Source organism: Actinoplanes sp. ATCC 53533 (assembly GCF_003947245.1).
The window spans coordinates 24,472-32,007 of sequence record NZ_QHHV01000018.1 but is presented as its reverse complement, the minus strand read 5'-3'; the positions used below and the strand labels follow the sequence as shown (position 1 = coordinate 32,007).

Here is a 7,536-nt window from a genome sequence, read left to right as displayed (position 1 = left end):
CGCGATCGCGGCTACTTACGACAAGAACGTGAACGCCCGGCAGGGACAGTTCCGCAACGAATACCTCGACGATACCGGCTGGTGGGGGCTGGCCTGGGTGGCCGCGTACGACGTGACCGGCGACAGCCGCTACCTGAACACCGCCCGGGCCGACGCCGACCACATGTTCAGTTACTGGGACAGCAGGTGCGGTGGCGGCGTCTACTGGCGGACCGACAAGACGGTCAAGAATGCCATTCCGAACAGCCTGTACATCCAGCTGAACGCCGCCCTGTCCCAGCGGATCGCCAATGACACGGTCTACCGGCAGCGCGCGCAGGCCGGCTGGTCCTGGTTCCAGGGCACCGGCATGCTGAACGGCTCGAACCTGGTCAACGACGGGATCAACCTCGGCACCTGCAAGAACAACGGCGACGTGACCTGGACCTACAACCAGGGCGTGCTGATCAACGCGCTGGTGCAGCTGAACAGGCTGACCGGCGACGCGAACGCCCTGGCGACCGCCCGCCGGATCGCCGACGCGATGACCACCAGCAGCTACCTGTCGCCCGGCGGGATCCTGCGGGAGCCGAACGAGCCCGATACCTGCGGCGGCGACGGGGTCTCCTTCAAGGGTGCGGCGATCCGCGGGCTAGGCGTGCTGAACTCGGCCGCCGGCGGGGCATACAACACCTACCTGCAGCGCAATGCCGATCGTGCGTACGCCGCGGACCGCGACAGCATCGACTCGTACGGCTCGCACTGGGCCGGCCCGTACGCCGGTACCAACCACAGCTGCCAGCACAGCGCGGTGGACCTGCTCAACGCGGCGCCGTGAGGCAACTGTCAACGACGGTGACATGATGTTCCCCCGGGACCAGGGACGGGGGAATGACCGTGGAACGCTTCGCATTCGCCGGGCGCACGTGTGTCATCACAGGCGCGGCCAGCGGCATCGGTGCCGCGCTGACGCTCGACCTGGCCCGGCGCCGGGCCGTGCTCGCGCTGGTGGACCGGGACGCCGAAGGCCTGGAGCGGGTCGCCACGCTGGCCCGTGAGCTGGGCGCGAAAGAGGTCAGCACGCACGTGGTCGACCTCTCCGACGGCGGCGACCGGCTCGACCTGGCGGCCACGGTCGCGGAGCGCCACGGCGGCGCCGACCTGCTGGTCAACAACGCCGGGGTGGCGCTGAGCGGCACGTTCGAGCAGGTCAGCATGAAGGACTTCGACTGGCTGCTGGAGATCAACCTGCACGCCGTGATCCGCACGACGAAGGCCTTCCTGCCGCAGTTGCTCAGCCGCCCGGGCGCCCACGTGGTCACCATCTCCAGCCTCTTCGGCCTGATCGCGCCCCCGACCCAGGTCGCCTACGTGACCAGCAAGTTCGGCGTACGCGGCTTCTCCGAGGCGCTGCGGCACGAGCTGGCCGGCAAGGTCGGCGTGACGGTGGTGCACCCCGGCGGCATCAAGACCAACATCGCCACCAGCGCCCGGCGCACCGAGCCGGACCCGGACGGCAAGCAGGCGGCCGAGGCGGCCGAGTTCACCCAGAAGGCGCTGACCATGCCGCCCGAGGAGGCCGCGCGGCTGATCGTGGCGGCCGTGCAGGCCCGCAAGCCCCGCCTGGTCATCACCCGGGTGGCCAAGGTGGCCGACGTGCTGGCCCGGGTCGCGCCCGGCAGGTACTGGAACGTCATCCAGCGTCAGCTCGACCGCAGAGGCATGTAGGCGCCGTGTCGGTGCCGTGTCAGCGGGCACGCGCACGCTGGACGGCATGACAGCTGATCTGGTGATCGAGGCCGAGGGCCTCGTCAAGCACTTCGGGTCGACGAAGGCCCTGCAGGGCGTCGACCTGGCAGTGCCCCGGGGGACCGTGCTCGGCGTCCTCGGCCCCAACGGCGCGGGCAAGACCACCGCCGTCCGCATCCTCTCCACCCTGCTCACCCCCGACGCCGGCAGCGCGCGGATCAGCGGCTTCGACGTCGTCCGCGACGCCGAGCGGGTCCGTCAGGTGATCGGCCTGACCGGTCAGTACGCCTCGGTCGACGAGGATCTGACCGGCCGGCAGAACCTGGAGCTCTTCGGCACCCTGCTGGACCTGGGCCGCTCCGGCGCCCGCCGGCGGGCCGCCGAGCTGCTCGACTGGTTCGACCTGACCGACGCCGCCGGCCGGCAGGCCAAGACCTACTCCGGCGGCATGCGCCGCCGCCTCGACCTGGCCGCGAGCCTGGTCGGCTCCCCCGACGTGATCTTCCTGGACGAGCCGACCACCGGCCTGGACCCGGCCAAACGCGAGGACATGTGGGACGTGGTCCGTTCGCTGGTGACCGCCGGCTCGACGGTGCTGCTGACCACCCAGTATCTCGAGGAAGCCGACGCGCTCGCCGACAAGATCACGGTCATCGACCACGGCCGGGTCATCGCCCACGACACCCCCGAGGGGCTCAAGCGGGTGGTCGGCGGCCAGACCCTTTCGGTACGCCCGACCGACTCGACGCAGCTCGAACTCACCGCCGCGATCCTCGCCGAGGTGTCCTCCGGCGCCCCGGCCGACGAGATCCGCAAGGGCATGCTCGCCGTGCCGGTCGCGGACGACGCCGCGATGACCGAGGCGGTCGCCCGGCTCGCCGCGGCCGGAGTCGCGGTCACCGAGCTCGCCCTGCACCTGCCCAGCCTCGACGAGGTCTTCTTCACCCTCACCGGGCGCACCGAGATCGAGGAAGGGGTGGCGGCATGACCACGACGCTCACCAACCCCCGGACCAGCCGCCCGGTGATGCCCGCGGCGGTGCAGCCGAACCCACGGCCGTTCCGGCTCCTGCGGCACTCCCTCGCCCTCGCCAAACGCAGCCTGATCAAGACGGCCCGGACCCCCGAGGCGCTCATCGACGTGACGCTGCAGCCGGTGCTGTTCCTGATCATCTTCGTCTACGTCTTCGGCGGCGCGGTCGCCGGCTCCACCCACGACTACCTGCAGTTCCTGCTGCCCGGCATCCTGGCGCAGACCATCGCGACCGGCTGCATCGCGATCGGGGTCAACCTCAACACCGACATCGCCAAGGGCATCTTCGACCGCTTCCGCTCGCTGCCGGTGCCGCGCTCGGCACCGCTGCTCGGCGCGGTCCTCGGCGACATCGTCCGGTACGTGATCGTCACGCTCTCCACCCTGGCGATCGGCTACGTGATGGGCTTCCGGATCACCACCGACCCGCTGAGCGCGGCGGCGGGCTGCGCGCTGGCGGTGCTCTTCGCGCTGTGCCTGAGCTGGCTGCCGGTCTACGTCTCGATGAAGGTCCGCACCCCGGGCGCCGTCCAGGGCCTGATGTTCGCCCTGATCATGCCGCTGAGCTTCGCGTCCAACGTGTTCGTCGGCACCAGCACGCTGCCGGGCTGGATGCAGGGCTTCGTCGACGTGAACCCGCTGACCCACCTCGTCGGTGCGGTGCGCGGACTCTTCCTCGGCTCCCCGATCGACAACCACGTGTGGTGGACGCTCGCCTGGTGCGCCGGCTTCGTGGTGGTGTTCATGCCGCTGGCGCTGCGGGCGTACCGGAAAAAGGTCTGAGGCGGGTGTCATGCCGGGCGCTAGTCGAAGAAGGCCAGGCGTTTGCGGTTCTGGCTGTTGATCGTGGTGAAGTCGCCGCCCGCCGCGATCGTGCCCTGGGGACGGTCGACCGCCAGGGCACGGACGCCGATCACGCCGTTCGCCTGCGGGGCCCATGGGGTCAGGCCGCCGCGGGTGTCGATCGCGGCGAGTTTGACCCGGTTCACCGCGCCGTCGGTGCAGGCGCCCTGGCTGCCGTTGCGGTTGGTCAGGCAGGCCCGGTCGAAGTGTCCGCCCACATAGACGGTCCCGCCCAGCGTGGCGACGGCCACGGTGTCGCCGTCGAAGGTCCGGGTCCAGCGGACCACGCCGCCGCCGGAGTACGCGAGCACCTTGCCGCCCTGGCCGCCGGTGGCCGCGTAGACGCCGTTAGCGTCCGTGGCCAGCGCGTTGACCTGCGCCGGCGCGTTCGGCCGGAAGGCGTTGAACACCCCGCCGCTGGTGGCGGAGAGAGCGGCGATCCGTAGCGTGCCGGTCACCCCGTTGATCTTGTGGAAGGCGCCGCCGGCGTAGACCCGCGAGCCGGACAGCGCCAGCGCGTGCACCGAGTCGTCGGCGGCGGCCTGCCAGGTGCGGTCGAGGCCGCCGCCGGTCAGCGAGAACGCGGCCAGGTTGCGGCGGGCGGTGCCGTCGACCGAGGCGAAGCTGCCGCCCACGTACAGCCGGCCGTTGCCGGCCGCCAGGGCGTACGGCGCCCCGGTCACCGCATGCGAGAAGCTGCCCACCGCGCCGGAGAACGCGTCGATCCGGGCCAGCGCGTCCCGCCGCCAGCCGGAGACCCGGTGGAAGTCGCCACCGGCGTAGACCGAGGAGCCGCTGACCGCGAGGGCGCGGACGGTGGCGTCGGCGGCGGGCGACCAGTTCAGCAGCGCGCCGGAGGACGCGTCGAACGCCGCCAGCCGCTGCCGGTCGTAGCTGCGCCCGCCCCAGCCGACGCTGGTGAAGGAGCCGCCGACGTAGACGGTGCTGCCGCGGTACGCGACCGCGTACACGGAGCCGTTGAAGAGTGGGGCCTTCTCCGGGCTGGCGCTGATCGCCCGGGCCGGGACCACCCCGGAGGCGACGACGACTGCGGCCGCCGCCCCGGCGGTCAGCAGCAGCCGGAGGGAGGCACGCCGGGAACTACGCACAAACTGGAAGAAACGCACATGGGTCTAACCGTCGCGGCTCGGCGAAAGTTGCTCCACACCATGCGGTGCCAGGTCGGCCAGCTCGAGCCGCTCCCCCGCGGCCACTTCGTCCTGGGCCGCCGTCTGGGTGCGCAGGCCGAGCGCCGCCAGCCACTCGACGAGCTGCCGGTGCACGGCGTCCGGGCCGGTCAGGTCGCCCTGGGTGATCTGCCACTCGGCGGGGTGCACCAGCATCGCGTCGGTCTGCCAGCCGCCGAGCCCGCCGTGCGAGCCGACCAGCTCCTCGAACGCCGCCACCTCGTCGGTGACCGGGTCGACCGAGCTGATCAGCACCAGGTCGCCGATGTGCGCGGCCTCCTGGTGCCGCAGCAGGTCAGCCCGGGCATGCGGCCCGTACGGCAGCAGCGGATCGACGCCCTGCACCGTGCCGTCGACGAGCCGGTGATTGCCCGTCGCCCCGATCGCCACCGGCCCACCGTCGTCGACGATCACCAGGCCGACGCCCGGGTGCCCGGCCAGGCCGGTGATGAGCTGCGGATATTCCCGGTCGATGGCGGCCCTGTCCAGCCGCTGCGGAAACCGGGTCAGATAGATCAGCGCCAGGTTGCCCGAGGAGACGACGAGCAGCGGCGCCACCGGGGACGGCGGGAAGCCGGGCTCCGCGGTGGCCTCGGCCTCGGCCGGCGTCGACGGCGCGTCGGTGGAATCCGGCGCGGAGAAGCGCTCGACCGCCTGCTTCAGGGTCTCACCGTGGCGCTGCCGGAACGTGGCGCCCTGGCTCTGACCGTGGTCGGAGAGCACCACGATCCGGTATTGCCGGGCCGCCTCCGGTGCCAGCCGCTCGATCACGCCGAGCATCCGGTCGAGGCTCTCCAGCTGCCGCATCGACTCCGGCCGGGCCGGGCCGGCGTGATGCGCCACCTCGTCGTAGTCGACCAGGTCGCAGTAGACGGCCGGGGCGCCGCGGGCCATCTGCTCGGCGATCAGCGAGACGTTGACGTCGCGCAGCAGCATCGAGGCCGGCCGCAGCGCCAGGAACGCGCCGGACCGGCTGACCCGGGGCTGCAGGTTGCGGCGGCGCTGCAGCCTGGCCTGGTGCAGCTCGGTGAAGACCTCGCCGACGCCGAGCACCAGGGCCCGGGTGAAGCCGAACGGGCTGGCCATGAAGGCCGCCCAGCCGCGGGCCGAGCGGCCGGGCAGCGCGGCGTGGCTGACGGTGAGCAGGTTGATCGACGCGTCGCCGGAGAACGCGTTGCCGATGCTGACGCCGCCGTCGCGCAGCAGCCCCCGCCCGTCGGAGAGCCGCGGTTCGATCATCGCCGCGTCCCGGGGCCGGTTCGAGACCATCAGCCGGCCGGCCGGCTTCTCGTACCAGCGGAAGCCCGGGATCTGCCGGGAGGCGCCGTGCAGGATGCCGGCCTGCGCGGCCGGGGTGGTCGACGGCAGTCCGGTGTGCCAGCCGCGCATCGCGTGCGTGCCCGTGCGCAGCCAGCGCCCGATGGTCGGCAGGTTGCCCGCGCGCACGGCCCAGCGCAGCACCGGCTCGCTGACCCCGTCGAGCTGCACCATCAGCAGGCCGGGCTCGGTGCCCTGCGGCGGCCGGCGCAACGTCAGCAGCCGCCCGCCGCTCTGCCGGGCCTGGCGGCGCCGGATGCCGCGCATCAGCCGGCGGGCCTCCTTGACGAAGGTGTCCTCGGTGCCGCTGTCGGCCATCCAGTCGAGTATCGCCGCGCAGATCACCGCCAGCAGCGCCGCGACCCCGACCGTCGGCCAGCCGCTGAGCCGCTTGGACGGATCCAGCTCCAGCGCCACCACCATCACGATGACCTGGGCGGTGACGCCGAGCAGCATCGCTCCCCAGCCGCCCAGCGCGACCACGCCGGCGAGCAGCAGCGGACGCAGCACCGCGCCGGTGGCGGCGACCAGTAGCACCAGTCCGAGCGTGTCGATGACGTCCGTGCTGCGCACCCCGGGCATCAGCCACAGGGTGAAGGTCAGCACGACGAAGGTGGTGAGCGCGCTGCGGAAGACGGCACGGGCGCGGTCGATGACCCGGGGCCAGGCGAACAGTGCGCGCAGCTCCGCCCGGCGGCTCCGGACGCCGGGAAGCCGCACGGGATCCCGCGGGCTGTCCCCTGTGCTTACGGCCACCAGAAAACGATCGCACAGCAGGTGCGGCTCCCGCTCACCACGTAGCGAACGCCACTCACCCCGTACGGTCGGAACCGAGAGCTCGGCGCGCTCGTCGGAGCCGATATGCGCATCAAGACGGTTCTGCCCGCAATGCTGCTGCTCACGCTGACCGGCGCGTGTGGCAATGAGCCCAACATCATGGAGGAGGCGTCGGCACCGGCCACCTGGACGGTGCCGGCCAAGTACGGCTTCACCCTCGACTCCCAGTGCGGCGAGCGCGCGCTCATCGGCCGGTTCCAGGTCACCGTGCAGGACGACAAGGTGGTGCGCGCCGAGGGCCTCGACGACTCCGCGCGACGGGCGCTGATGCTGCGCGTCGCCGACCTGGTTCCGACGCTGCGACAGCTCGAGGCGCAGGCCGAGAGCGCCCGCAGCGAGGGTACGGGCATGGTGAAGATCGAGCGGGACCCCGGCGACGCCCATCCCACCAAGATCGAGATCGATCGGTCCAGCGCCATCGACGACGAGGAGTGTTACACGATCGAGGACTACACGATCGGGTTAGCGAGCGAGGTTTCGCCGTCGCCGTCGCGATAGGTTCACCTCTCGGCGAGGGACTGGGGAGGCCCGCATGCGGGTCGTACCCGTCGCCTTGGCTGCGGCGCTGCTGCTGACCGGGGCCTGCGACGCA

The 7,536-nt window shown here is 71.9% G+C and carries 7 protein-coding genes; 5 read left to right on the top strand and 2 right to left on the bottom strand.

Going from position 1 to position 7,536, the window contains the following annotated elements; genetic code table 11:
• The 4 genes from DMB66_RS07525 to DMB66_RS07510 form a co-directional block, all read left to right on the top strand.
• Window positions 1-817: glycoside hydrolase family 76 protein (locus tag DMB66_RS07525; protein ID WP_233624369.1), on the top strand; the 817-nt coding region annotated here is incomplete at its 5' end.
• Between the two features lie 53 nt (window positions 818-870).
• The gene (locus DMB66_RS07520; RefSeq protein WP_125803295.1) at window positions 871-1,707 is read left to right on the top strand and encodes an SDR family oxidoreductase; all 837 of its coding nucleotides are present in this window, start codon (window positions 871-873) and stop codon (window positions 1,705-1,707) included.
• Window positions 1,708-1,753: 46 nt separating this feature from the next.
• Entirely contained in the window at window positions 1,754-2,716 is a 963-nt protein-coding gene (locus tag DMB66_RS07515) for an ATP-binding cassette domain-containing protein (RefSeq protein ID WP_125803294.1), read from the top strand.
• Window positions 2,713-3,543 (top strand): ABC transporter permease, encoded by an 831-nt coding sequence (locus DMB66_RS07510; protein WP_125803293.1) that lies wholly within the window; start codon window positions 2,713-2,715, stop codon window positions 3,541-3,543. The genes DMB66_RS07515 and DMB66_RS07510 overlap by 4 nt, the downstream gene beginning before the upstream one ends.
• Before the next feature lie 20 nt (window positions 3,544-3,563).
• Here DMB66_RS07510 and DMB66_RS07505 read toward each other — a convergent pair whose 3' ends face one another.
• Together DMB66_RS07505 and DMB66_RS07500 are read right to left on the bottom strand one after the other, a co-directional pair.
• Window positions 3,564-4,712, bottom strand: a complete 1,149-nt coding sequence (locus DMB66_RS07505; protein ID WP_233624368.1) for a PQQ-like beta-propeller repeat protein — start codon at window positions 4,710-4,712, stop codon at window positions 3,564-3,566.
• Window positions 4,713-4,736: 24 nt separating this feature from the next.
• Window positions 4,737-6,863 carry an alkaline phosphatase family protein gene (locus DMB66_RS07500; protein WP_233624367.1) on the bottom strand — a complete coding sequence of 709 codons (2,127 nt, stop codon included), beginning with the start codon at window positions 6,861-6,863 and terminating at the stop codon, window positions 4,737-4,739.
• A 105-nt stretch (window positions 6,864-6,968) separates the two neighbouring features.
• Here DMB66_RS07500 and DMB66_RS07495 point away from each other — a divergent pair, with 105 nt between their 5' ends.
• Window positions 6,969-7,442: a DUF6174 domain-containing protein gene (locus tag DMB66_RS07495; protein ID WP_199752100.1), complete on the top strand. Its 474-nt coding sequence runs from the start codon at window positions 6,969-6,971 to the stop codon at window positions 7,440-7,442.
• The last annotated feature ends 94 nt before the right edge of the window (window positions 7,443-7,536 follow it).